Annotated in this window: 21 protein-coding genes; 11 read left to right on the forward strand and 10 right to left on the reverse strand. The window is 71.7% G+C overall.

What is annotated here, in order from left to right; translation table 11 throughout:
• Positions 1-2: 2 nt before the first annotated feature.
• Positions 3-2,174, reverse strand: a complete 2,172-nt coding sequence (gene scpA, locus BN6_RS37210; RefSeq protein WP_015105026.1) for a methylmalonyl-CoA mutase — start codon at positions 2,172-2,174, stop codon at positions 3-5.
• Positions 2,171-3,943, reverse strand: a complete 1,773-nt coding sequence (locus BN6_RS37215; protein ID WP_015105027.1) for a methylmalonyl-CoA mutase family protein — start codon at positions 3,941-3,943, stop codon at positions 2,171-2,173. Before BN6_RS37215 ends, scpA begins: the two co-directional genes overlap by 4 nt.
• 116 nt (positions 3,944-4,059) lie before the next feature.
• Between BN6_RS37215 and BN6_RS37220 the strand changes: the two genes are divergently transcribed.
• The 3 genes from BN6_RS37220 (at position 4,060) to BN6_RS37230 (ending at position 8,279) form a co-directional block, all read left to right on the forward strand.
• The gene (locus BN6_RS37220; RefSeq protein ID WP_015105028.1) at positions 4,060-5,721 is read left to right on the forward strand and encodes a serine/threonine-protein kinase; all 1,662 of its coding nucleotides are present in this window, start codon (positions 4,060-4,062) and stop codon (positions 5,719-5,721) included.
• Between the two features lie 138 nt (positions 5,722-5,859).
• Positions 5,860-6,663 (forward strand): purine-nucleoside phosphorylase, encoded by an 804-nt coding sequence (locus BN6_RS37225; protein ID WP_015105029.1) that lies wholly within the window; start codon positions 5,860-5,862, stop codon positions 6,661-6,663.
• A complete protein-coding gene (locus BN6_RS37230; protein WP_015105030.1) occupies positions 6,660-8,279 on the forward strand; it encodes a phospho-sugar mutase in 1,620 nt (539 codons plus the stop codon). The genes BN6_RS37225 and BN6_RS37230 overlap by 4 nt, the downstream gene beginning before the upstream one ends.
• Before the next feature lie 39 nt (positions 8,280-8,318).
• Here the strand turns inward: BN6_RS37230 and BN6_RS37235 are convergent, their stop codons facing one another.
• Positions 8,319-8,618 (reverse strand): hypothetical protein, encoded by a 300-nt coding sequence (locus BN6_RS37235; protein WP_231904844.1) that lies wholly within the window; start codon positions 8,616-8,618, stop codon positions 8,319-8,321.
• 361 nt (positions 8,619-8,979) lie between these two features.
• On the opposite strand from BN6_RS37235, the gene BN6_RS37240 reads away from it, so the two are divergent.
• Both BN6_RS37240 and BN6_RS37245 read left to right on the forward strand, forming a co-directional pair.
• Entirely contained in the window at positions 8,980-9,429 is a 450-nt protein-coding gene (locus BN6_RS37240; protein WP_041315452.1) for a flavodoxin family protein, read from the forward strand.
• A 74-nt stretch (positions 9,430-9,503) separates the two neighbouring features.
• Positions 9,504-10,073: an RBBP9/YdeN family alpha/beta hydrolase gene (locus BN6_RS37245; protein WP_051075871.1), complete on the forward strand. Its 570-nt coding sequence runs from the start codon at positions 9,504-9,506 to the stop codon at positions 10,071-10,073.
• A gap of 125 nt (positions 10,074-10,198) precedes the next feature.
• Here the strand turns inward: BN6_RS37245 and BN6_RS37250 are convergent, their stop codons facing one another.
• The 4 genes from BN6_RS37250 to BN6_RS37265 all read right to left on the reverse strand — a co-directional run bounded on the left by BN6_RS37250 (position 10,199) and on the right by BN6_RS37265 (position 13,058).
• The gene (locus tag BN6_RS37250; protein ID WP_051076095.1) at positions 10,199-11,107 is read right to left on the reverse strand and encodes an aldo/keto reductase; all 909 of its coding nucleotides are present in this window, start codon (positions 11,105-11,107) and stop codon (positions 10,199-10,201) included.
• A gap of 47 nt (positions 11,108-11,154) precedes the next feature.
• The gene (locus tag BN6_RS37255; RefSeq protein ID WP_041315454.1) at positions 11,155-11,538 is read right to left on the reverse strand and encodes a MerR family transcriptional regulator; all 384 of its coding nucleotides are present in this window, start codon (positions 11,536-11,538) and stop codon (positions 11,155-11,157) included.
• 557 nt (positions 11,539-12,095) lie between these two features.
• A complete protein-coding gene (locus tag BN6_RS37260; RefSeq protein ID WP_041315456.1) occupies positions 12,096-12,479 on the reverse strand; it encodes a type II toxin-antitoxin system death-on-curing family toxin in 384 nt (127 codons plus the stop codon).
• A gap of 372 nt (positions 12,480-12,851) precedes the next feature.
• A complete protein-coding gene (locus BN6_RS37265) occupies positions 12,852-13,058 on the reverse strand; it encodes a type II toxin-antitoxin system VapB family antitoxin (RefSeq protein ID WP_015105038.1) in 207 nt (68 codons plus the stop codon).
• A gap of 75 nt (positions 13,059-13,133) precedes the next feature.
• Between BN6_RS37265 and BN6_RS37270 the strand changes: the two genes are divergently transcribed.
• Complete coding sequence (locus BN6_RS37270) at positions 13,134-13,727, forward strand: TetR/AcrR family transcriptional regulator (protein WP_015105039.1); 594 nt, start codon at positions 13,134-13,136, stop codon at positions 13,725-13,727.
• A gap of 218 nt (positions 13,728-13,945) precedes the next feature.
• On the opposite strand, the gene BN6_RS37275 is transcribed toward BN6_RS37270, so the two are convergent.
• On the reverse strand, positions 13,946-15,229 hold the full coding sequence (locus BN6_RS37275) for a glycoside hydrolase family 18 protein (RefSeq protein WP_015105040.1): 1,284 nt from the start codon (positions 15,227-15,229) through the stop codon (positions 13,946-13,948).
• A 223-nt stretch (positions 15,230-15,452) separates the two neighbouring features.
• Here BN6_RS37275 and BN6_RS37280 point away from each other — a divergent pair, with 223 nt between their 5' ends.
• Positions 15,453-16,313, forward strand: a complete 861-nt coding sequence (locus tag BN6_RS37280; RefSeq protein WP_015105041.1) for an NAD(P)H-binding protein — start codon at positions 15,453-15,455, stop codon at positions 16,311-16,313.
• A gap of 9 nt (positions 16,314-16,322) precedes the next feature.
• Here the strand turns inward: BN6_RS37280 and upp are convergent, their stop codons facing one another.
• Positions 16,323-16,946, reverse strand: coding sequence for a uracil phosphoribosyltransferase (gene upp / locus BN6_RS37285; RefSeq protein WP_015105042.1), 624 nt, complete (start codon positions 16,944-16,946; stop codon positions 16,323-16,325).
• Positions 16,947-16,957: 11 nt separating this feature from the next.
• Between upp and BN6_RS37290 the strand changes: the two genes are divergently transcribed.
• Entirely contained in the window at positions 16,958-22,279 is a 5,322-nt protein-coding gene (locus BN6_RS37290) for a pentapeptide repeat-containing protein (protein WP_015105043.1), read from the forward strand.
• Here the strand turns inward: BN6_RS37290 and BN6_RS49375 are convergent.
• Entirely contained in the window at positions 22,246-22,668 is a 423-nt protein-coding gene (locus tag BN6_RS49375) for a hypothetical protein (RefSeq protein ID WP_231905494.1), read from the reverse strand. The two genes, BN6_RS37290 and BN6_RS49375, sit on opposite strands and share 34 nt — an antisense overlap.
• Between BN6_RS49375 and BN6_RS37300 the strand changes: the two genes are divergently transcribed.
• The 3 genes from BN6_RS37300 to BN6_RS43095 all read left to right on the forward strand — a co-directional run bounded on the left by BN6_RS37300 (position 22,583) and on the right by BN6_RS43095 (position 23,769).
• Positions 22,583-23,383 (forward strand): helix-turn-helix domain-containing protein, encoded by an 801-nt coding sequence (locus BN6_RS37300; RefSeq protein ID WP_231904845.1) that lies wholly within the window; start codon positions 22,583-22,585, stop codon positions 23,381-23,383. The genes BN6_RS49375 and BN6_RS37300 overlap by 86 nt on opposite strands.
• Positions 23,384-23,400: 17 nt before the next feature.
• Positions 23,401-23,553 carry a DUF397 domain-containing protein gene (locus tag BN6_RS43090; RefSeq protein ID WP_015105045.1) on the forward strand — a complete coding sequence of 51 codons (153 nt, stop codon included), beginning with the start codon at positions 23,401-23,403 and terminating at the stop codon, positions 23,551-23,553.
• 63 nt (positions 23,554-23,616) lie between these two features.
• Positions 23,617-23,769 (forward strand): DUF397 domain-containing protein, encoded by a 153-nt coding sequence (locus BN6_RS43095; RefSeq protein WP_015105046.1) that lies wholly within the window; start codon positions 23,617-23,619, stop codon positions 23,767-23,769.
• The last annotated feature ends 54 nt before the right edge of the window (positions 23,770-23,823 follow it).

Consider the following 23,823-nt stretch of genomic DNA (forward strand, 5'->3'; position numbering starts at 1 on the left):
CCCTAACCGTGCCCGAGCTGGGTCGAGAGCTTGCGCAGCAGGTCGCCCGCCGCGTAGGCGATGACCGTGCCGGGCGGGAAGATCGCCGCCGCGCCCGCCGCCCGCAGCGCGTCGAAGTCCTGCGGCGGGATCACCCCGCCGACCACGATCATGATGTCCGGGCGGTCCAGCTCCGCCAGCGCCTCGCGCAGCGCGGGCACCAGCGTGAGGTGCCCGGCGGCCAGCGAGGACACGCCGACCACGTGCACGTCCGCCTCGACCGCCTGGCGGGCCACCTCGTCCGGCGTCTGGAACAGCGGGCCGACGTCGACGTCGAAGCCGAGGTCGGCGAACGCCGTGGCGATCACCTTCTGGCCGCGGTCGTGCCCGTCCTGGCCCATCTTGGCGACCAGGATCCGGGGGCGGCGGCCCTCGTCCTCCGCGAACTTCGCCACGACCTCGCGGGTGGCGTCCACGTTGGACACGCTGCCGACCTCCTCCCGGTAGACGCCGGTGATGGTACGGATCTGCGCGGAGTGCCGGCCCCAGACCTTGCCCAGCGCCTCGGAGATCTCGCCGACGGTGGCCTTCGCGCGGGCCGCGTCGATCGCCAGCTCCAGCAGGTTGCCCTCGCCGCCGGCCGCCCTGGTCAGCGCGTCCAGCCTGGCGTCCACTGCGGGCTGGTCGCGTTCTTCGCGCAACCGGGCCAGCTTCGCGAGCTGCCGCGCGCGCACGCCGGCGTTGTCCACCTTGAGCACGTCGATCTTCTCGTCGAACTCGACCTGGTACTTGTTGACGCCGATCACCGGCTGCCGGCCGGAGTCGATCCGGGCCTGGGTGCGCGCCGCGGCCTCCTCGATGCGCAGCTTCGGGATGCCCGCGTCGATCGCCCGCGCCATCCCGCCGGCCGCCTCGACCTCGGAGATGTGCGCCCACGCGCGGTGCGCGAGGTCGTGGGTGAGCCGCTCCACGAACGCGCTGCCGCCCCACGGGTCGATCACCCGCGTGGTGCCCGACTCCTGTTGCAGCAGTAGTTGGGTGTTGCGCGCGATGCGGGCGGAGAAGTCGGTGGGCAGCGCCAACGCCTCGTCCAACGCGTTGGTGTGCAACGACTGCGTGTGGCCCTGGGTCGCGGCCATCGCCTCCACGCAGGTGCGCGCCACGTTGTTGAACACGTCCTGCGCGGTGAGCGACCAGCCGGAGGTCTGGCAGTGCGTGCGCAGGCTCAGCGACTTGGGCGACTTCGGCTCGAACCCCTTGACCAGCTTGGCCCACAGCAGCCGCGCGGCGCGCATCTTGGCGACTTCCATGAAGAAGTTCATGCCGACCGCCCAGAAGAACGACAGCCGCGGCGCGAACGCGTCGACGTCCAGCCCCGCGTCCCGGCCGGCCCGCAGGTACTCGACGCCGTCGGCCAGCGTGTACGCCAGCTCCAGGTCGGCGGTCGCGCCGGCCTCCTGCATGTGGTACCCGGAGATGGAGATGGAGTTGAACTTCGGCATCCGCCGCGAGGTGAACGAGAAGATGTCGGAGATGATCCGCATCGACGGGCGCGGCGGGTAGATGTAGGTGTTGCGGACCATGAACTCCTTGAGGATGTCGTTCTGGATGGTCCCGGCGAGCAACTCCGGCGCGACGCCCTGCTCCTCGGCCGCCACGACGTAGAGCGCCAGCACCGGCAGCACCGCGCCGTTCATCGTCATGGACACCGACATCCGGTCCAGCGGGATGCCGTCGAAGAGCTGTCGCATGTCGTAGATCGAGTCGATGGCCACGCCCGCCATGCCCACGTCACCGGCGACCCGGGGGTGATCGGAGTCGTAGCCGCGGTGCGTGGCCAGGTCGAACGCCACCGACAGGCCCTTCTGCCCGGCCGCGAGGTTGCGGCGGTAGAAGGCGTTGGACTCCTCGGCGGTGGAGAAACCCGCGTACTGCCGGATGGTCCACGGCTGGTTGACGTACATCGTCGGGTACGGGCCGCGCAGGTAGGGCGCGATGCCCGGGTACGTGCCCAGGAAGTCCAGGCCCTCGACGTCCGCCGCCGTGTACACCGGCTTGACGCCGATGCCCTCCGGCGTCTCCCACGCCAGCGCGTCCGGGCCCTTGCCGGTCGCCTGGTGCAGCGCTTCCCGCCACTGCGCGGCGGTGCCGGCGGCCGGGTCGCCCAGGTCGACGTCGGCGAAGTTCGGGATCATCGCTGCACTCCGAGGAACTCGAAGGTGTGCTCCAGCACCCGCAGCGCCGGGCAACCGGTGAACACGTACTCGTCGATCGTGGCATAGGACTTCTTGCCCGCCAACAGGATCCGCTCGGCGCCGGCGGCGCGCAGGGCGTCCGCGACCGGCCCGGCCAGCTCGGCGTAGCTCGTCTCGCTGCCGCACAGGCACGCGATCCGCGCGCCGCTGTCGCGGAACTTCGCGACGACGTCCTCGACGGTCTTCGTCGCGCCCGCGCTCGGCGTCGCGATCCCGCCCGCCTGGAACAGGTTCGCGGCGAACGTGGCCCGCGCGGTGTGCGCGGACACCGGGCCGAGCGTGGCGAGGAAGACGACGGGGCGTTCCGGGGCGGCGTCGGCCGCGTCCCGCAGCGCCTCGAACGCCTGCGCGTACCGGACGCGCGGCAACCCGCCGGAGGGCTCGGGCGGCGCGGCGTCGCGGTGCACCGCGGGTTCGGTCAGGTTCGGGAACTCGCTCACCCCGGTGATGGCGTCCGAGCGGTCGGCGAGGTTGGCGGAACGGGCCTCCCAGGTGGCCGCGATCCGCTCCTCGACCAGCGGGAACGCCGTCGGCAGACCCCCGGCGGCCTCGATCTCGCGGAACCACGCCCAACCGGCGCGCGCGAGGTCGTCGGTCAGCCGCTCGACGTACCAGGAGCCGCCCGCCGGGTCGATCACGCCGGCCAGCCGCGACTCCTCCAGCAGCAACGACTGGGTGTTGCGGGCGATCCGCCGGGCGAAGTCGTCCGGCAGGCCGATCGCGTGGTCGAACGGCAGCACGGTCACCGCGTCCGCACCGCCCAGACCCGCGCCGAAGCAGGCGATCGTGGTGCGCAGCATGTTCACCCACGGGTCGCGGCGGGTCATCATCGCCGGGGACGTCACGGCGTGCTGGAGCTGCGGGCTCGGGGCCCGCACCACCTCGGTCACCCGGGCCCACAACCGCCGGGCGGCCCGGAACTTCGCGATGGTGAGGAACTGGTCGGCGGTCGCCGCGTACCGGAACTCCAGCAGCCGCACGGCTTCCGGTGCGGAGAGCCCCGCCTCGGTCAGTTCCCGCAGGTAGGCCACGCCGGCCGCGAGCGAGGCACCCAGCTCCTGCGCGTCCGAGCCGCCGGCCTCGTGGAACGGCAGCCCGTCCACCACGACCACGCGCAGGTCGGGGAAGTCGCGGGCCTTGCGCACCAGGTCGTGCAGCGCGGCGAAGTCGGCGGCGGCACCGGTCCGGGCCCGCACGCCCAACGGGTCCGCGCCCACGTTCCCGCGGACCTCACCGGCCAGGACCGGCCGCTGGTCCCAGACCCGCAGCATCGCCAGGCCCGACTCGCGGAAGTCCGCGCCCGCGTCGACCACGACCGGCGCGAGGTCGAGGTAGACGTCCGCGAGCACGTCGTCCAGCCGGTCGGCGGGGAGGTTCTTGAGCCACAGCGAGCCGACGCCGTTCTCCAGGTCGGCCATCACCGCCTCGCGGTCGGCCACGGCGTGCTGCTGGCGGACGTCCCAGCCCGCCACCGCGCCCTGCGGCCGGCCACCCCTGGTGTAGGGCGGCAGGCCGGGGAAACCGGTGGCCGGCGCGGCGTCCTCGGCGGTGTAGAGCGGCTGGACGCGGATCCCGTCGTAGGTGGTGGTCACCAGCGACTCGAAGTCCGCCCCCGACTTCCGGAGCACGCCCTGGACCAGTTCCCGCCACTGCTCCCGGTCGGGCGTGGGGAATTCGGCGGCCAGCGCCAGTTCGCCAGTCGGCTCCATCATGCTCCGCAGTGTTACCCAGTAGTAGTACGACGGCTATGTGAGCTGCACCGCCGTGAACGATGCAGTGCGCACCCCACCCTAACCATGCACCGACAACCGGCTGTTGATGAACAATGAAGCCGGTGGAGACCGAACGCCTGATCGCGGGCCGCTACCGCCTCCGGCACGTCCTGGGACGTGGCTCGATGGGCACGGTGTGGGCCGCGCACGACGAGGTGCTCCGCCGGGACGTCGCCGTCAAGGAGGTGCTGGTCCCGCCCGGGATGCCGGACTCCGAGGCCGACCTGCTGCGCGAGCGCACCCTGCGCGAAGCCCGGTCGGTCGCCCAGCTCACCCACCCGAACGTGGTCACCTTGTACGACGTGGCGCAGGTCGACGGCGACCCGTACGTGGTGATGGAGCTGGTGCCGTCGGAGTCGCTGGCCGACCTCGTGCGGCAGCGCGGCCCGCTCAACGCCGAGCAGGGCGCGGTGGTCGCGGACGCCGTCGCCGCCGCCCTGGCCGCCGCCCACCGGGCGGGCATCACGCACCGCGACGTGAAACCGGGCAACGTGCTGGTCGCCGACGACGGCCGGGTCAAGCTGACCGACTTCGGGATCGCCCGCAACGTCGCCGAGGCCACCCTGACCAGCCGGGGCATCGCGCTGGGCACGCCCGCGTTCATCGCGCCCGAGGTCGCGGCGGGTGGCGCGGTCTCGGCGGCGGCCGACCTGTGGTCGCTGGGCGCGACCCTGTTCGCCGCGATGACCGGCCGGCAGCCCTACGAGGGCACCAACGTCATGCAGACGGTCAACCAGGTGATCCACGGCGACGTGCCGTCCGCGTCGGCGTGCGGCGCGCTGGAGACGGTCGTGGCCGGCCTGATGACCAAGGACCCGGCCGACCGGATGCCGCCGGCCGACGTCCGGCGCAAGGTCCGCGCGCTGCTGCCCGAGCCCGGCACCGACGTGTTCCCGTCCGACGCGACCCGGCCGGCGCTGGAGATCGTGCGCCCGCCGCTGGTCAAGACACCGATCCCGGCCGACACCCCGCTGGCCGCCGACCCCGGCCCGCTGCCGTTCACGCCGACCAGCCGGCCGGTGCGCCGACCGGCGTCGGCGCTGGTCGCCGTGGCGGCGGTGGTGCTGTTCGCGATCGGCGGCAGCGCCGGGTTCGCCCTGACCCGGACGCTGGCCGGCGCGCCCCTGGCACCGCCGCCGTCGGCCGGCGCGCCGGCCGTGCCCGAGGTGACCGACGAGGTGCTGCTGAGCCCGACCACGGCCGCCGCCGCCACCGCGAACGGCGAGCAGGGCGCGGAGTTCACCATCGAGGTGGGCTCGGACTGGACGTCGTTCCTGGAGCAGCGGACGAACAAGGGGCTGGTGCCGAGCACGGTCGTGCACCTGGTCGCGCCCAGCGGCACGTACGAGGTGACCGTCCAGCGGTTCGCCGACTTCTACCCGAAGCGGTCGCTGGACGAGTACCTGGCGCTGGTGCGCGCCCGGTGGCCGGGCGACCGGATCTTCGGCGAGGCCACCGACGTGACCGACCCGATCGACCCGGCGGCGCCGGAAGCGCCGGTGCAGTTCAGCTACCGCACCGTGGAAACCCCGACCGACCTGGGCCGGGGCTCCACCGACGCGGGCCCCGACCAGCGCCGCACCCGGTACTCCCGCGTCCTGCCGCGCGGCACGGACCTGTGGGTGGTCGAGGTGGTGTTCCCGACCGAGCAGGAGGAGATGGGCCGCAACAAGCTGTTCACCGGCATCGCGGGCACGTTCTCCGTCATCGGCTGACGCCCGGTCCGGGTCGCGGTGGCTTGGCGGCCGGCGGTCGCGGTGGCTTGCGGGCCGGCGGTCGCGGTGGCTTGCGGGCCGGCGGTCGCGGTGGGATGTCCGCAGCACTGCCGACCTCGGGATATTAGGCTGCCGGCCGTGACCGCCATCAGTGAGAACAGCGCTCTCGAATCCCAGGCCGCCGCCGCGCTCGCCGAGCGGACCGGCGTCGACCGGCACGACATCGCCGTGGTGCTCGGTTCCGGTTGGCGACCGGCCGCCGACCTGATCGGCGAACCCGCCGCCGAGGTCCCCATGGGCGAGCTCCCCGGGTTCGAGGCCCCCACCGCGTTCGGCCACGGCGGAACGATCCGCTCGGTGCCGGTGGGTGACAAGAACGTGTTGGTGCTGCTCGGCCGTACCCACGGCTACGAGGGCAAGGGCGTGCGGAAGGTCGTGCACGGCGTGCGGACGGCCGCCGCCGCGGGCGTGCGCTCCGTCGTGCTGACCAACGCCGCCGGCGGCCTGCGCGCGGGCATGTCCGTCGGCCAGCCGGTGCTGATCAGCGACCACCTGAACCTGACCGCGTCGTCCCCGCTGGTCGGCGCGCGGTTCGTGGACCTGACCGACCTGTACTCGACGCGCCTGCGCGGCCTGGCCCGCGAGATCGACCCGTCGTTGGAGGAGGGCGTCTACGCGGGCCTGCCCGGCCCGCACTTCGAGACCCCCGCCGAGATCCACATGCTGCGCACCCTGGGCGCGGACCTGGTCGGCATGTCGACCGTGCTGGAGGCCATCGCCGCCCGCGCCGAAGGCGTCGAGGTGTTCGGGTTGTCGCTGGTCACGAACCTGGCGGCGGGCATCACCGGCGAGCCGCTCAACCACGAAGAGGTGCTGGAGGCCGGTGCCGCCGCCGCCGGGCGGATGGGCGCGCTGCTGCGCGAACTGGTGGCACGCGCATGACGTTGACCCCGGCGCTGCGCGACGCCGCGTTCCGGTGGATCGCCGACGACCCGTCGCCCGCCGCGCGGGCCGAGCTCCAAGGCGTGCTGGCGCGGGCGATGGGCGGCGACAGCGCCGCCGCGGACGACCTGGCCGACCGGATGGCCGGCACCCTGACCTTCGGCACGGCGGGTCTGCGCGGCCCGGTCCGGGCGGGCTCCAACGGGATGAACCGGGCCGTGGTCGTGCGCACCACGGCCGGGCTCGCCGCGTGGCTCAAGGCCAAGGGGCACAACGGGACCGTGTTCGTCGGCCGGGACGCCCGGCACGGCTCGGAGGAGTTCTGCGCCGCCGCCGCCTCGGTGCTCGCCGCGGCGGGCTTCACCGTGCGGGTGCTGCCCGGCCCGCTGCCGACGCCCGTGCTGGCGTTCCTGGTGCGCAAGCACAACGCGGTCGCGGGCGTGCAGATCACCGCGTCGCACAACCCGCCGGCGGACAACGGCTACAAGCTCTACCTGGCCGGCGGCGGGCAGATCGTGCCGCCCGCCGACCGGGAGATCGAGGCCGCCATCGCCGCGGTGCCGGCCGCCGTGTCGGTGCCGACGTCGGAGTCCTACCTGCCGGTGAGCGACGCCGAGGTGGACGAGTACCTGGAGCGGGTCGCGTCCCTGCCCCGCGGCACGTCCCGCGACCTGCGGGTGGCGCTGACCCCGATGCACGGCGTCGGCGGGCAGACGGCCGTGGAAGCGTTGCGGCGCGCGGGTTTCAGCGACGTGCGGGTGGTGCGCGACCAGGCCGTGCCGGACCCGGACTTCCCCACCGTGTCGTTCCCGAACCCGGAGGAGCCGGGCGCGGCCGACCGCCTGCTGGCGCTGGCCGCCGCCGAGGACGCCGACCTGGCGATCGCGCTGGACCCCGACGCCGACCGGTGCGCGCTGGGCGTGAAGGACCGCGACGGCAGGTGGCGGATGCTGCGCGGTGACGAGACCGGCGTGCTGCTCGGCTCCCTGGTGCTGTCCACTGTGGACAGCCCGGACCCGCTGGTGGCCACGACGATCGTGTCGTCCTCGCTGCTGAAGTCGATCGCCGCCGCGCACGGGGCCCGGTACGCGGAGACGCTGACCGGCTTCAAGTGGCTGGTGCGGGCGGGCGAGGGGCTGGTGTTCGCCTACGAGGAGGCGCTGGGCAACTGCGTCGACCCGCGGTACGTCAACGACAAGGACGGCATCTCCGCGGCCGTCGTCGCGTGCGACCTGGCGGCGGGCCTCAAGGCGTCCGGGCGGACGTTGCTGGACGCCCTGGACCAGTTGGCGCTCGACCACGGGCTGCACCTGACCGACCAGGTGTCGTTGCGGTTCACCGACCTGAGCCGGATCGGCGCGTTGATGACGAAGCTGCGGCAGGACCCGCCGGAGGGCTTCGCCTTCGAGGACCTGCTGCCCGACGCGGACGTCGTGCGGCTGACCGCCGACGGCGTGCGCGTGGTCGTGCGGCCGTCGGGCACCGAACCGAAGCTCAAGGCGTACCTGGAGGTCGTCGAACCGGTGGACGACGACCTGACCGCGGCGCGCGCCCGCGGCGTCGAACGCCTGGGCGCGCTGCGGACCCGGATCGAAGAACTGCTCACCGCGCCGTAGCCACGCGGCCGGCCACCGCGCGCCGGACGCGCGGGCCGGTCACGAGGCGAAGGCGATCAGCAGGCAGAGCACCGCGACCGCCAGGGCACCGCCCGCCACCAGCCAAGGACGCCTGGTCGGCGGGCTGACCCGGTTGTCGGTCGCCGCGGCGACCGCGATCCGCACCGAGATGTAGGCGGCGGTGAGCAGGCTGACGCCGGTCGCCAGGATCATCGTGTTGACGTCCCACGGGCTGTGGTCCACGCCGGGCCACACCCCGATGAACACCAGCGGGAACCCGATGAGCCCCAACCCGATGCCGACCCCACCACCCCAGGTGATCTTCCGGTTCCGGGTCATCGTCGCGATGCTGCGAGTGTCCATGTCTCCCTCCCGAATCACTTACACAGACGCACGAGGGCCGCGGAGGTTCCACCCCGTGCCCGGCCACCACCCGTGCGGACCTCCGGCCGCGGCCACCGCACATCCGCCACCCCGTACGCCGGGACCAGCGTAGCGAGCACCGCACCCGAGCACCCCTCACGGCGCACGCCCCCAGTGCCGGCCCCGCTCACCCCGCCCGCTCACCCGCCCGCTCTCCGCCCGTTCCCGCACGCTCGCCCCCTCGCCACCGCCCGTGCCCGACCACCTGGCTCCACACCTGCCTGAACACCTGCTTGAGCGCTTGCGCCCCGCATCGAGGCGCGGCAACGTCTCCGACGTGCCCAGACTGCTGATCGTCCACCACACGCCGTCACCGAACCTGCAAGCCCTGTTCGAGGCGGCGCTGGAGGGTGCGACGGACCCGGAGATCGAGGGCGTGGACGTGGTCCGGCGGGCAGCGCTCGCCACGACACCGCTGGACGTGCTGGAGGCCGACGGCTACCTGCTCGGCACACCCGCCAACCTGGGCTACATGAGCGGCGCCCTCAAGGTCTTCTTCGACACGGTCTACTACCCGTGCCTCGACGCCACCAGAGGCCGCCCGTTCGGCCTGTACGTGCACGGCAACAACGACACCGCCGGGGCCGTGCGGGCGATCGACGGAATCGTCCGGGGAATGGGCTGGAGCAAGGTCGCCGAACACGTCCTGACCAGCGGCGAACCGACTCGCGACGACCTGCGCGCGTGCCGTGACCTGGGCGCGACGATCGCCGCCACCCTGATGTGACCGCCCACCGCCGGGTGCGGTCCGGGCGTCAGGTGCTGTTCAGGGTTGCCGGTCCTGGTGCTGGAATGGCGGCCATGACGGTGCTCTTCGTGGACGGCTGGTTCGGCCCGGATCCCGGCGACTGGCAGGAGCTGTGGAGCCGGGACCTGCCCGGTTCCGCGCGGGTCGTGCAGGACGACTGGAACACGCCGGAGCGTGGTGCGTGGGTGCGACGGCTGGACGAGGCGGTCGCGGGGTGCGCGGAGCCTCCGGTGCTGGTCGCGCACAGCCTCGGCGTCCTGACCGTCGCACACTGGGCAGCCGGCGCCCAGGCGGCCAACACCCGGGCAGTCGACACCCGGACAGCCGTCGGCGGTCGTGTGGTGCGGGGCGCGCTGCTCGTGACGCCGGCCGACGTGGAACACAACCCCGACCCCGCCATCCGCGGCTTCGCGCCGTTGCCGACGGCCACCCTGCCGTTCCCGGCGGTGCTCGCGGCCAGCAGCACGGACCGCTGGATGACTCCGGAACGGGCGAAGCACTTCGCCGACGCGTGGGGCGCACGGCTGGTGGATCTCGGCGAAGTCGGCCACCTCACCGTCGCGGAAGGCCCCGGCACCTGGCCCCAAGGCCGGGACCTCCTCGACTCACTGCTCCCCCACTAGCCACCCGAACCCACACCCGACCGAACCTCACGCGGACGGACGCCACCACCCCGACCGCCCCGGCCGCCTGACCGTTCCGGGCTTCGTCGCCCTGTGCGGGGGCATCATCACCGCAGTTGGAGGGGCTACTTGTTCGACAGGCGCATCATCTCCGGCGGGTAGCGGTCGCCGGCTGCGGCCGGGGCGGCGGCTTCGATGGAGCGGAGGTCGTCGGCGGAGAGGGTCAGGTTCGTCGCGGCGACGTTCTCCTCCAGGTACTTGATCCGCTTCGTGCCGGGGATCGGGACGACGTGGTCGCCCTGGTGGTGCACCCAGGCGAGGGCGAGTTGACCGGCGGTGACGCCGCGTTCGGCGGCCAGCGCCTTGAGCGCCTCGACGATCGCCAGGTTGCGGTCGAAGTTCTCCTCGGCGAACCGGGGCATGTTGTGGCGGGCGTCGTCGGCGTCGAAGCCGGCGGTCGACGTCACCTGGCCGGTGAGGAAGCCGCGGCCGAGCGGTGAGAACGGCACGATGCCGATGCCCAACTCGACGCACGTCGGCACGATCACCTCCTCGATGTCCCGCGTCCACAGCGACCACTCGCTTTGCAGCGCGGTGATCGGGTGCACGGCGTGCGCGCGGCGGATCGAGTCGGCACTCGCCTCGGACAGGCCGAGGAACCGGACCTTGCCCTCGGTGACGAGTTCGGCCATCGCCCCGACGGTCTCCTCGATCGGCACGGTCGGGTCGACCCGGTGCTGGTAGTAGAGGTCGATGTGGTCGATCCCCAGCCGGCGCAGCGAGGCCTCGCACGCCTGCCGCACGTAGCCGGCGTCGCCGCGCGGGCGGCGGTCGGGGTCGGCGAGGGCGAACTTCGTGGCGAGGACGACCTGGTCCCGCCGGTCCGCGATGGCCCGGCCGACCAGCTCCTCGTTCGCGCCCGAGCCGTAGACGTCGGCGGTGTCGAGGAGCGTCACGCCCAGTTCCAGCGCCCGGTGCACGGTGGCGATGGACTCGGTGTCGTCGGTCTTGCCGTAGGACTGGCTCATTCCCATGCAGCCCAGGCCCTGCGGGCCGACTTCCAGAGCGGTGCCCAGCTTTGTCACGCGGTGATCCCTTCGACGAACGTGTGCTCGATCTGCTCGTAGTGCGCGATCTTGTACTCCAGCACGTCGAGGCACGACTGGAGTTCGGCGATCCGCTCGCGCACCGAGGTCCGGTGCTCGAACAACATCTGCTTGCGCCGGCCTGCCGTGGCCGCGCCCCGGTGCCGGAGCTGCGCGTACTCCCGCATCATGCGGATCGGCATACCGGTCGTGCGCAGCCGGGTGAGGAAGACCAGCCAGCTCAGGTCGTCCTCGCTGTAGCTGCGCCGCCCTCCCGAGTCCCGCGCCGGAGGGTCGACCAGCCCGATTCGTTCGTAGTAGCGCAGCGTGTCGATGGACAACCCACTGCGCTCGGCTGCTTGAGCGATCGAGTAAGTCACCCCACGACGGTAGGAGCTGGAGTGCACTCCAGGTCAACCCGATTCCCACCACTTCACGTGCGATTTCGCGCGGACAGGGGCTGGCGGGACGGCCCGCGGAGCAGGGGAACACCCCCGATTCGCCCCCGATCCACCCCTGGACCTGGGGTAACTCCAGCTCCGGCGCGCGGATCGGCCCGAACCGTCGGCTCGGCGGTGGCCGCACGCCACGCCGCACCGCCAGGACTGCCTGTCCGCGACTCGCCGCCAGTGCACTCGCCCCCGCCAGCCAACCGTGCCCGCGTCTCCGGGCACGCCCAAGCCGCCGTGCCGCATCCACGCCAGCGGGTGCCGCCGTGCCGTGCGCCGCCGTCCTGCGCCGCCGTCCTGCGCCGCCGCCCTGCGGTGCCGTCCCGCGCCGCCGTGCCCTGCGCCGCTGCCCTGCGGTGCCGTCCCGCGTGCTGGCGTGGCGTCGTGTTGGGTGGCGGCGGTCGAGGCTGGGTGCGGCGTCGGGCTGGGGCGGAGTCGGGGGTGTGGTTTGGCTGCGGCCGGGAGGCGCGGGGCGCAGGAGTCGGGGGTTAGTCGGCTTTGGGAGTGGCCCATGCCTCCAGGTGGGCTGCCATGCCTCCTACGTCGATCTGTTCGCGGCCCAGGGCTCGGACCAGGTCGAGGGCTTCGTCTTCCTCCGCGTCGACCCACCAGCCGTTGATGTCGCACAACGTCACCGCCGCGACCCAGCCCAGCCGCCAGTTGCCCTCCACGAGGGGCCGGGTGCGGACTATGGAGTCGAGCAGGGCCGAGGCTTTCAGCCAGAGCGTGTCGTATGCCTCGACGCCGAGCACTGTGGCCCGTGGCCGGTGTGCTGCGGAATCGAGGAGACCTAAGTCGCGCACGACCAGATCTCCACCGGTGACGGCGGTCGCCAGCACGAGCAAGTCGCCGGCGTCGAGGTAGTTGACCACTGCTTGACGCGCTCCCTGTCCTGGGGGGCTAGGACTTCGGCGCGGCCATGCCGCGTCCGGGATGCCACCGGCATCACGGCCCACCACCTCAGGTCTGTATCGCCTGACCGCCTGTCCGGCGGCGAGGATGTTGTCGGCCGCGCGGGGCACCGGGGCGGTGCACTCCGGACGTGGCCCGATCTTCAACGGCGCACCATACCGGGGTGCCGGCGATCGGCGTGCGTGTTCGCAACGGTGGATGAGGGGCGTACGGCGGTTACGTCGATTGAGCTGCATGAACCCAGACTATCGAACAGGAGTTCGAACGTCAGGGTGGATCACTCGAACGTGTGGAGCAGTCATGTCCGCCGTGTGGGGCAACACCGCACCGGATCAGGCGGAACCCAGCCGGTCGAGCAGGCCCCGGTACTTCGGCAGCACCCGGCCCAGCACCTCGGACAGCTGCTCCTCCTTTTGCAGCCGCGCCCAGCGCTCGGCCAGCGCCAGTCGCACGACCTCCTGCTTCGACCGGCCTTCAGCGGCGGCGAGCTCGTCGAGCCGCCGGTTCTCCTCGTCGCTCAGACGCAGGGTCATCGCCATGCGGACGACGGTACCAACTTGATACCACGCTGACCAGACCGAGTATTATAACACTGTTCCGGATAAGATGGTCCGGTGCCAAGACCGAAAACCCATGACGACGCCCTACGGGTGCGCCTACTCGACCGCGCGGGCGAGTTGCTGTCCTCCGAAGGACCGGGCGCACTGAGCTTGCGCAGGCTCGCAGCCGATGTCAACACCTCGACCACAGCCGTGTACTCCCTGTTCGGGGGCAAGCCCGCGCTGCTCGACTCGCTGTACGAGGAGGCGTTCCGCCGGTTCGGGGACCGGCTCGCCGCACTGCCCCAGACCGACGACCCGGTCGAGGACATCATCGGGATCGGGTTGACCTACCGGGCCAGCGCGCTCGCCGACCCGCAGTTCTACCTGGTGATGTTCAGCAAGGTCATCCCGAACTTCGAACCCTCGGAGGAGACCGAGGCCGCCGCGGCCGACACGTTCGTGCCGCTGGTCGAGAACGTGGGCCGCGCCATCGAGTGCGGCCTGTTCATCGACGCCCCGCACGAGCAGATCGCACTGGCCCTGTGGGGCATGGTGCACGGGCTGGTCAGCCTGGAGCTCAACGGCAACCTGCCGCCGGGCGTGGAGATCGGCCCCGCCTACGAGCGGGCGATCCGGGCCTGTGCGGACGGCTGGCGCCGCAGGTAACGGGGTGCACGCCCGCGTGCCGGCCGGGCGTCGCCGTTCCAGCGGATAGTCAGCGACTCGCAGCAAGGTCAAGCAGGACACCGAAGAGCAAGGCCGACCAAGTCAGGGAAACCGAAACGCCACCGGCGGGCCCCAAGGGGTTCCGCCGGTGGCGAGAAGGTGGAGTCCGGGGAGGCGGCCGCCGCGAAACCTCCCCGGACCCCGGTGGACTGCCCCGATCAGGACAGTCCGCTCTTGAGGGCGCGGATGAGCTCGCCATCGGCGGTGTCGCTGTCCAGCGACCAGATCATCGCGCCACCCAGCCGACGGTCGACCACGTAACGACCCTTGCGCTTCAACTCGGTGGGGTCGTCCCAGGTCCAGAACGTCGTGCCGTCGAACAGCCACGCGTGCCCGGCCTTCGGGTCGCGGTGGACCTTGAACTTGTCGAGCTGCTTCTTCAGCGTCCGGTAGTCCTCGTACCCGGCTTCGAACGTGCCGGGCGCGGCACCGGTCGCGGGCTGGAAGAGCCCGTTGTTCTCGTTGCGCACGCCGGTCCAGCCACGGCTGAAGAACGGGACGCCCATCACGATCTTGTCGCGCGGCGCGCCCTTCTTCAAGTAGTGGTCGATCACGACCTGGGTGCTGAAGTTCGTCCCGGTGGGGTCGCCGGCCGGCGTCCGCAGTGCGGACTGCTGGTTGGTCAGCGGGTCCCACGAGCCGTGGTAGTCGTAGCCCTGGGTGGTGCCGAACGTCAAGAGGCTGAACACCTTGGGCACGTCGAAGCCGCGGTCGATCATGCCCGGGTTCGCGGGCAGGAACGCGGTCAGGTCGTAGTGCTTGCCGGTCCGCCAGGACAACTGGCTGAACTGCTTGCGGTACTCCTTGAGCAGCGCGGTGAAGTTGTCCTTGTCCTCCGGGCGGATGACGTTGCCCGGGTTGGCCTCGCTGGACGGCCACTCCCAGTCCAGGTCGATGCCGTCGAACAGGCCCGCCGCCGCACCGGGTGCGGCCCCGGCGAGGTTGCCCTTGAGCCACAGGTCCACGCACGACTTCACGTGCGCCGCGCGGGACTCCGCGGTCAGCGCCGCGTCGGAGAAGTACTTCGAGCCCGACCACCCGCCGAGCGAGATGTAGACCTTGAGCTTCGGGTACTTGGCCTTGAGCTGCTTGAGCTGGTTGAAGTTGCCCAGCAGGGGCTGGCCCGCCTCGTCGGCCTTGCCGTTGACGCTCTGGTCGGCGCCGAACGAGCGCCCGTAGTCCGCCCACGGGTCGGAGCTGACGCACTTGCCGCCGGCGTCGAGGAACCCGAACGCGTAGTTCAGGTGCGTGAGCTTGGCTGCCGTACCGCTCGTGACCAGGTTCTTCACCAGGAAGTTCCGGTCGTAGCCGCTCCAGTTGGTGAAGTACCCGACGGTGCGCGGCTGGTGCCGGTCGCCGTGGGCCTGCGCCACCTGGGGCGCGAGCGACACGGCGAGGGCCGATGCCAGGAGGGCGGGGAGCACCCATCTCCTGCTTGACATGCTTCTCCTCGCGGTGGCAGGGGCTGCGAAGTGTGGTCCAGACCACGGTAGGGGTGAGGTCTAGACCACCTCTACGGCCGAACGGCCGAATCCGGGCATACCGGCGAGTTCGCTTCGGACTCACTTTTCACAGAGGTTGCAAACTTTTGCATGTGCGCCGGGGCAGGTGACCGCGCTAGCGTCGCTTTGTTCAAGTTTGAATACTCGCCCACTAGGGGGAACAGTGACGATCTTGGTGACCGGAGCGACCGGCAACGTCGGCCGGCGGGTGGTCGACCGACTGGTGACGGAGGGGGCCGCGTTCCGGGCGTTGACCCGCAACCCGGACAAAGCCGGCCTGCCGGCGGGGGTCGAGACTGTGAAAGGCGACCTCACCCGGCCCGCCGAACTGCCGCTGGCGGGCGTGACCGCGGTGTTCCTGCTGGCCGTGCTGGAGTCCGACGACGCCGCCGGCCTCGCCCGGGAGTTCCTCGCGAGCGCGCCGGACCTGCGGCGGGTGGTGTTCCTGTCCAGCGACGCGGTCACCGCGCGGCGGCCGGGCAGCTACGAGCTGCACCTGTCGGTCGAGCAGGTGATCGAGGCCGCCGGGGTCGAGTGGACCCACCTGCGGCCCGGCGAGTTCATGGCCAACAAGCTGATGTGGGCCGGGAGCATCCGCGAGCAGGACGTCGTGCGGTGGGCCTACCCGGACGCCCCGGGCGCACCGGTCCACGAGGCCGACATCGCGGAGGTCGCGGTGCGCGCCCTGCTCGACGACGGGCACGCCGGCCGGGCGTACTCGCTGACCGGCCCGGACCTGCTCACCCACCGGCAGCAGGCGGCGGCGATCGGCGAGGGCCTCGGCCGGCCGATCGCGTTCGAGCCGCTGACCTACGGCCAGGCGCGGGCGTCGCTGATCCGCGACGTCGGCCTGCCGTGGGACGTCGCCGAGTACGTCCTCGGCTACGCGGCCCAGCACAACGAGGAGCCGCCCCCGGTCTCGCCGGACTTCGAACGGGTCGTCGGCCGGCGTGGCCGCACGCTCGCCGAGTGGGCGCGGGACCACGCCGCCGAACTGTCCACTGTGAACCGGACGGCGGGCTAGCCGGCCGGGTCAGACCGCGCCGTACTGGCGGTCGCCGGCGTCGCCGAGCCCCGGGACGATGAAACCGGAGTCGTTCAGGCGCTCGTCGACGCTGGCGGTCACCAGGCGCACCGGCAGCCCCGAGTCCGCGAGGTGCTTGATGCCCTCGGGCGCGGCCAGCGCGCACACCGCCGTCACGTCCGTCGCACCGCGATCGGTGAGCAGCCGGATCGTGTAGACCATGGACCCGCCGGTGGCCAGCATCGGGTCCAGCACCAGGACCGGCCGCCCGGCCAGCGACTCCGGCAACGACTCCATGTACGGCGTGGGCTGCAACGTCTCCTCGTCGCGGGCGAGCCCGACGAAGCCCATCTGCGCGTCCGGGATGAGCTTGTGCGCCTGGTCCGCCATGCCGAGCCCGGCGCGCAGCACGGGCACCAGCAGCGGCGGGTTCTCCAAGCGGTAGCCGGTGGTGCGCGCGACCGGCGTGTGCACCTTCTCCTCGGCGACGGGCGAGTTGCGGGTGGCCTCGTACACGAGCATCACGGTCAGCTCGTGAAGCGCGGCGCGGAAAGCCGCGTTGTCGGTGCGCGCGTCACGCATGGTCGTAAGGCGTGCCCTGGCCAGGGGGTGTTCGACAACGAGGACGTCCATGGTCGAACAGTATGTGGTACGAGTACGCGATGCCCGCCGGCTCCTTACCGACCTCCGTAGTGCGCTTCGTGGACGGCTCCGGGCGCACGGTCGGCGCGGGCGTCGTGTGCACCCGCACCCAGGTCGTCACGTGCGCCCACGTCGTCAACCTCGCGTTGGGCCGCGACCACCGCGACCCGGACCGGCCGACCGGGCCGGTGCGGATCGAGTTCGCGGCGCTGCCCGGCGTCACGGCCGACGGGTCGGTCCGGCTGTGGCTGCCGCCGCCGCCCCGGGAAGGCGTCGTCGGTGACGACGTGTGCGTGCTGCGGCTGGACGTCCCCGCCGAGGTCACCCCGGCGAAGCTGATCACCACGCCACCCCGGCCCGGCCACCTGGTGGACGTGTTCGGCTTCCCGCCCGACCGCCCGGACGGCGCCTGGGTGCGCGCGGCGGTGCGCGGCCAGGTCGCCGGGCGGCTGCTGCAACTGGACAGCGAATCGGCGCTGCGGGTGCGGCCGGGTTACAGCGGCGCGCCGGTCTGGGACCCGGAGACGGACCGCGTCGTCGGCATGATCGCCACCGCCGCCGCGAACGACAGCTACGCCGTGCCGTCCGACCTGCTGCGCACCGCGTGGGAGCACCGGACCGGCACGCCCGGCGACAAGGTGGACGTCCTGCACGTCGCCGGCACCCGGTTCGGGTCCGACGACCGGTGGTTCGGGCCGCTGCACCGGGCGCTGGGCGACGCGCGGCCCGATCTCGTGGTGTTCACCGGGGACCTGACCGCGAACGGCCGGCCCAGCGAGTGCGAGCGCGGCTTCCGGTTCCTGGCCAACCTCGCCGAAGCGGTCGAGCTGCCGCGGGACCGGGTCGTGGTCGTGCCCGGCGCGACGGACGTGAACCTGTTGGCGTGCAAGGCGTACTTCGCCCAGGAGGAGGCGCTGGAGCAGCACCCGGTGCCGCCGTACTGGCCGAAGTGGGGGCCGTTCGCGGCGGCGTTCGACAAGTTCTACGACGGCGCGGCGAGCTTCACGCCGGACGAGCCGTGGACGCTGTTCGAGGTGCCCGACCTGTCCGTGGTGGTGGCCGGGCTGAACTCGACGTTCCACGACTCGCACCTCGGGTCGATCGCTGCCTTGGGGGAACGCCAGGCCGACCGGTTCAACGCGCTGCTGCGGGACTACCGGCAACGCGGGTGGCTCCGGTTGGGCGCGGTGCACCGCCGGCCCAGTGACAGCGCCGCGCGCCACGTGCAGCTCAGCCTGTGTCTGATCGGCGACGGGGAGGTGCGCGACGGCTACCCGTGGACGACGGGCAGCCCGGTGCCGCAGGCGGCCGTACGACCCAGGTCATTCCAACTGATCTCGTTACGCCCCCAGGACTTCAGCCGGACGACGTGGGAGTTCGACGGCGAGTGGGCCGAGACAGGCGTGGAGATCACGGCCGGCGAGTGGCTCGCGCCGGCCACGTTCGGCATGTCACCGGCCGCGCCGCCGAGACGGCCGCAGGCGCGTGGCACGTTCTTCGAGCGGGTGCACGAGGCGACAGTGGTGTCACACCCGACCGCGACCGTCACCCCGCGCCCGGACCAGGCGTACCTGCGGGTGTCGAAACCCCGTGAGGGCGGCGGTTTCGAGCAGTGGCCGGTCGGCGTCGCCGCTGGCCCGGGGCTCGCCGAGGACGTCGACCGGTTCGTGGAGCAGGTGCACTCGTCGTTCGCCGCGGCTGATCCCGCCGTGCCGTCCGAACTCGTCTACAGCGGGCCGCCCGCCGGGTCGGACGTCGTGGCGGGCGCGCAACGCCGGGGCGTGCGGCTGCGCAGTTTCGTGGAGTACCAAGGGTTGTTGGACCTGCGGACGTTGGCGCAGCGCCAGGCCCAACGGCTCGTGCGCGACCAGATCTACCCGCCGGAGCTGTACGTGCCCCAGCGGTTCACGATCGTCGGCGCGCACGAGGTGCACGAGGACGTGCTGGGCCAGGTGGTCGACTGGCTGGGCCGCGAAGCCGCCCGGTTCGTGATGGTGCTGGGCGATTTCGGGCGCGGCAAGTCGTTCCTGCTCCGGCAGCTGACCCGGAGCCTGCCCGAGCACCTGCCCGGCCTGCTGCCGGTGCTGGTGGAGCTGCGCAGCCTGGAGAAGGCCCCGACGCTGGACGAGCTGCTGGCGCAGCACCTGGTCCGCGAAGGCGTGGACGTGGTGGACATCGCCAAGCTGCGGTACATGATCCGCAGCGGCCGGCTGGCACTGCTGTTCGACGGGTTCGACGAGCTGGAGCTGCGGGTCGGCTACGACAACGCCGCCGACTACCTGGGCACCCTGCTCAACGCCGTCACCGACCGCGCCAAGGTCGTGCTGACCAGCCGCACCCAGCACTTCCGGTCGGCCAACCAGGTGCTGACCGCGTTGGGGCAGCAGGTCTCCGCGCTCACCGCCGGCCGCGGCGTGGTGCTGGAGGACTTCACCGACGGGCAGATCCGGGACTTCCTGACCCGCCACTACAAGGGCGACGCCGGACGCGCGGAGCGCCGGTTCACGTTGATCGGCGCGATCAGCGACCTGCTCGGCCTGTCCCGCAACCCGCGGATGCTGTCGTTCATCGCCGACCTGGACGAGGCCCGGCTGCTGGAGATCCGCCGCGAGCACGGGCGGATCAGCGCCGCCGAGCTGTACCGCGAACTCGTGGACTACTGGCTGGTGCTGGAGGCGAACCGGCAGGAACACCGCTACGGCACACCGTCCTTCGACGCGGCCGAGCGGCTGGCCGCGTGCACGTCGCTGGCGTTGCGGCTGTGGGAGAGCACTGCGGCCACCGTCCAGACCTCGGACCTGGCGGAGACCGTCGTCGCGACGCTGACCCGCCTCGCCGAACGCGGCTACTCCATCGACCAGGCCGCGCAGGCGGTCGGCTCCGGGACGTTGCTGGTGCGCACCGAGGACGGGTTCGCGTTCGTGCACCAGTCGGTGATGGAGTGGCTGGTGGCCAAGGTCGCCGCCGACGACCTGCGCGCCGGGCAGCCCCGTGTTCCGGTCGTGGGGCGCAAGATGTCCAAGTTGATGGTGGACTTCTTCTGCGACCTGGCCGGGCACGACGAGGTGGTGCGGTGGGCGCGGGGCGTGCTCGCCGACCTGGCCGCGGGCGAGGCCGCCAAGCAGAACGCGGCGGCCGTGGTGGAGCGGTTGAACGCGGCGGTCCGCTGGGAGCTGTCCGGCGTCGACCTGCGGACCACCGACCTGAGCAAGCTGGACCTGCGCGGGGCCAACCTGACCGGCGTCGACCTGAGCGGCCTGCGCCTGGTGGGCCAGGACCTGCGCGACGCGAACCTGACCGACGCCGACCTGCGCGGCGTCCGGCTGCACGGCGGCGACCTGACCGGCGCGGTGCTGACCGGCAGCCGGTGGGAGCGCGCGGCGCTGCTGGGCGTGGCCGGGGTCGAGGACCGGCCGGAGCTGGAGCGCGCGGCCATCAGCGGCCGGGACCCGGCGGAGGTGATGATCCGACCGGTGGGCGAGGACGTGACGGCGGTGGCGTTCTCGCCGGACGGCGCGCTGGTCGCGTTGGCGCGCGAACACGTGGTCGAGCTGTTCGACCTCAAGGCCGGCCGGACCGTGCGGGTGTGGCGGCGGCGGGAACGGCCCGTGGTCCAGGTCGCCTTCTCCCCCGACGGCCGGCTCCTGGCGACCGTCGAGGACGACCGGCACGCGTACGTGTGGGACGCGGACACCGGACGGCTCCAGTACACCGTGCCGGAGCTGGTGCGGACCGTCGCGTTCGAGGCCAAGGCGGGCGATCTGGTCGCGTTGTGCGTAGAGGGTTCGCTGCGGGTCTTCGACTTGCGGACCCACGAGCAGCACCTGCTGGAAACTGACACGTTCGACCGGATGTCGATGTCCCACGACGGCATCTGGCTGGCCGCCGTGTCCGGAGACAGGCTGATGGTGTGGGAGATGACCACCGACTACCTCCGGATACTGCACGTGGACGGAGACCTCGAACACCTGGCGGTGGCCCCGGACGGTTCTACGGTCGCAACCAGTCGCGTGGACGAGTCCGTCCAACTGGTCGAGGTGTCGTCGGGACGGCTCTTGAGAACGGTGGCCTTCGGCAGCGGCGACGTGGCCGGCATCGTGTTCTCGCCGGATGCCACGCGAGTCGCCACGATCAGCCACAACGCGAAGGTGACGGTGTGGGACGTCGCCACCGACCAGGTGATCACGTCGTTCCCGTCGGGGCTGTTCGGTCCGTACCGGGCCGTCTTCTCGCCGGACGGGACGCAGATCGCGATGGCGTCCGACCGGGGTTCGGCCGGGCTCTACGACGCCGGGACCGGTTCCTACCTCAGCGAGCTGTCGAACGACTGGCAGTACGGGGCCGCCGTCGAGTTCGTGGCGGACGGCCTGGTGAGCGCGCACGGGAACGCGCTGCGGTACTGGGACACCCGCGCCGGCCGGGTCACGTTCGAGCAGGTCCACGAGTCGGTGATCAACGTCCTCGGCGTCGCGCCGGACGGCGAGCGGGTCGCAGTCGTCCGCGTCGACGGGTCGTCCTCGATCGTCCGATTGGGCGTCGACGCGGACAGCCCGCTGATCGTGGACGCCGAGCTGCGCTCCGTGTCGTTCACCCCGGATGGCCGTGGACTTGTCGGAGTGACCACCGACGGTTTGCAGGTCACGTGGACCGACGTCGTCGGCTCGATCCAACCGCCGGCAACCGGGGATCGCGCGACCTGCCTGGTGTGCTCCCCGGACGGCAACCGGATCGTGGTCGGCTACGAGGACGGCAGCGCGCGGATCTGGCACCGGGGCGGTCCGGTCGAGCTGCTCGGGCACCGGTTGGAGGTGACGGCGGTCGCGTTCTCCCCGGACGGCGGACTGGTCGCCACCGCGTCGGTGGACGGCCTGGTCATGCTGTGGTCGTTGGACGGTGAACCCCTTCTCACGATCACCGTCGGCCGCACGGTCTGGGCGGTCGAGTTCGCGCCGGACGGCGAACGCCTCGCCACGGCGGTGTCGGACGGGCGGGCGATGACGTGGGCGTTGGACGGACGGCTGCTCGTCACGTTCATCGGGCACACGGCGGCGGTGCGCGACCTGTCGTTCTCGCCGGACGGCGCGGAGCTGGCCACGGCGTCCGAGGACGGCACCACGCGGCGCTGGGATTCGGTCACCGGTGCCGTACTGGCGACGCTCGTGCACGTCGACTCGCACCGGTACGTCCTCGTCATGCCGGACGGTTCGTACAACAGCCCGAGCGGCCCGACCGACGAGGTGTTCTGGGCCGTCCGGCAGTGTTGGTTCGCGGCGGGTGAGCTGGACCCGTACTACCCGGAGGTCCGCAGACTGGACGCGAGGTGATCGAGTTCGCGGTGGGCCTCGACCATCTCGACCAGGGTGCGGAAGTGTTCCGCCAGCGATTCCAGGTTCGAGGCGGGTGCGTTGTCGCAACCACCACCGTTTGTCGGGACAATCGCGATGGTCAGCCGCCATTCCGCGTAGGTTCCGTCGATCTTCCAGGTTTGTTCCACGCGGAATACCGTCCCGCCTTGCGTCGGGGTCGCGCAATGCGCACCTTCGGGTGATGGGCCTTTCTTGCCCTCGGGGCAAGGGGGAACGCTTTCCGCCATGACACGACGGGGAGCGTCCGTCCGGCAGCGCCGGGTGTCGACGGAACTGCGGGCGTTGCGCCTGGCCAGGGGGTTGAGCTGCGCGGAGGTTGCCGAAGCGATCGGCTGTTCGGAGAGCAAGATAAGCCGAATGGAGACCGCGAACCGGGGTTTGTACGCGGACGAGGTGGCGGCGATCCTCGGTTTCCTGCAAGCACCGTCCAAGTTGCGGCAAGAACTGGTCGCCCTGGTACGGACCGGAGAGGCCCGGAACTGGCACGCCATCCACGGCAAACTGCCGGGACACTGGAGGGACCTGATCGGGTTCGAAAGCCAGGCGGTCGCGCTCCGCAACTACGAGCCGCTGTTCATCCCGGGACTGGCCCAGACGTCGGATTACGCGCGGACCATCATCCGTGGTTGTGATCGCGACCTGAGCGACGGCGAGTTGGACGCGTTGGTGGCCACGCGGATGGGGCGGCAGGTGATCCTCGGCCGGACACACCTCCATCTGCTCATCGATGAGACGGCCCTGCGGCGGACCCTCGGCGATCCGCCGATGATGCGCGGGCAGCTCCGGCACCTGGTCACCTTGGCGGGCAGGCAACGGGTCGTGATCCAGGTGGTGCCGTTCGACAGCCCGGCGCATCCGGGCTTGGAAGGACCGTTCGCCCGCCTGGAGTTCGCCGATCAACCCGACCTGGTCTACGTCGAGAGCCGTCACACCAGCACGTTCCTGGAGGAAGAGGTCCACCTGAAAGGCGCTAGGGACGCCTGGGACGCCCTGCGTACGTTGGCTCTGTCACCGGAGGAGTCGATCAGGCTGATCGCGGAATTCGCCGGCGGGTCGGTGTGAGGCGAGGAGTGCAGGGCATGACGTGGCGCAAGAGCAGCTACAGCAGCAGCCAGGCGAACTGCGTGGAGGTTCGGCACCTTGCCGACGCCGTCGCCATCCGCGACTCGAAGAACCCCGACGGGCCGGTCCTCGTCGTTCCCGCCATCGACTGGCGGCGGCTGGTTCGCTGAGCGGGTGATCCGCGCGAACGGTCGACGGACCGTTCGCAACTGGCGAGGCGAGGAGTGCAGGGCATGACATGGCGCAAGAGCACCTACAGCACCGACCAAGCCAACTGCGTGGAGGTCCGGCACCTTCGTGACGCCGTCGCCATTCGGGACTCCAAGAACCCGGACGGGCCGGTCCTGGTCGTCCCCGCCGTCGACTGGCGGCGGCTCGTTCGTTGAGCAGGTGATCCGCGCGAACGGTCGACGGACCGTTCGCCAGTGGTGAGGCGAGAG

It is taken from the genome of Saccharothrix espanaensis DSM 44229 (assembly GCF_000328705.1).
Classification (GTDB): Bacteria; Actinomycetota; Actinomycetes; order Mycobacteriales; family Pseudonocardiaceae; genus Actinosynnema; species Actinosynnema espanaense.